Genomic DNA, 791 nt, shown 5'->3' on the forward strand with positions numbered 1-791 from the left:
GCGCGGGGGTTGGCCAAGACCTACGGCTCGGGCGACTCCGCGGTCACCGCCCTGCACCACGTCGACGCCGCCTTCACCCGCGGAGCGTTCACCGCGATCATGGGCCCCTCCGGCTCGGGCAAGTCCACCCTCATGCACTGCCTGGCCGGCCTGGACACCCCCACCTCCGGCACCGTCCACCTGGGCCGCACCGACATCACCCGGCTCAAGGACAAAGAACTCACCCGGCTGCGCCGGGACCGGATCGGGTTCATCTTCCAATCGTTCAACCTGCTGCCCATGCTCACCGCCGAGCAGAACATCACCCTGCCCGCGCGCATCGCCAAACGCCCCGTCGACACCGCGCGGCTGGCCCGCCTCATCGAGGTCACCGGACTCGGCCAGCGACTGGACCACCTGCCCTCCAAGCTGTCGGGCGGCCAGCAGCAGCGCGTGGCCGTGGCCCGCGCCCTGCTCGGCGCACCCGAGGTCGTCTACGCCGACGAGCCCACCGGCAACCTCGACTCCCGCTCCGGCGCCGAAGTCCTGTCCTTCCTGGCCGAATCGGCCCGCGAACTGGGCCAGACCATCGTCATGGTCACCCACGACCCCGTCGCCGCCTCCCACGCCGACCGCGTCCTGTTCCTGCGCGACGGCCGCACCGCCGACGAACTCCACTCCCCCACCGCCCAGACCGTCACCGACCGCCTGCTCGCCCTGGAGTCCTGAAACCCCATGCTCCGCACCACCCTGGCCGGCCTGCGCCAGCACAAGACACGCCTGGCCACCACCGCCCTCGCCATCGCCCTCGG

General features: G+C 71.8%; 1 protein-coding gene. It reads left to right on the plus strand.

Annotation, left to right across the window (positions count from 1 at the left end):
* Positions 1-708: ABC transporter ATP-binding protein (locus tag D459_RS0130230; RefSeq protein WP_026120894.1), on the plus strand; the 708-nt coding region annotated here is incomplete at its 5' end.
* Between the last annotated feature and the right edge of the window lie 83 nt (positions 709-791).

It is taken from the genome of Nocardiopsis potens DSM 45234 (assembly GCF_000341105.1).
GTDB lineage: Bacteria > Actinomycetota > Actinomycetes > Streptosporangiales > Streptosporangiaceae > Nocardiopsis_A > Nocardiopsis_A potens.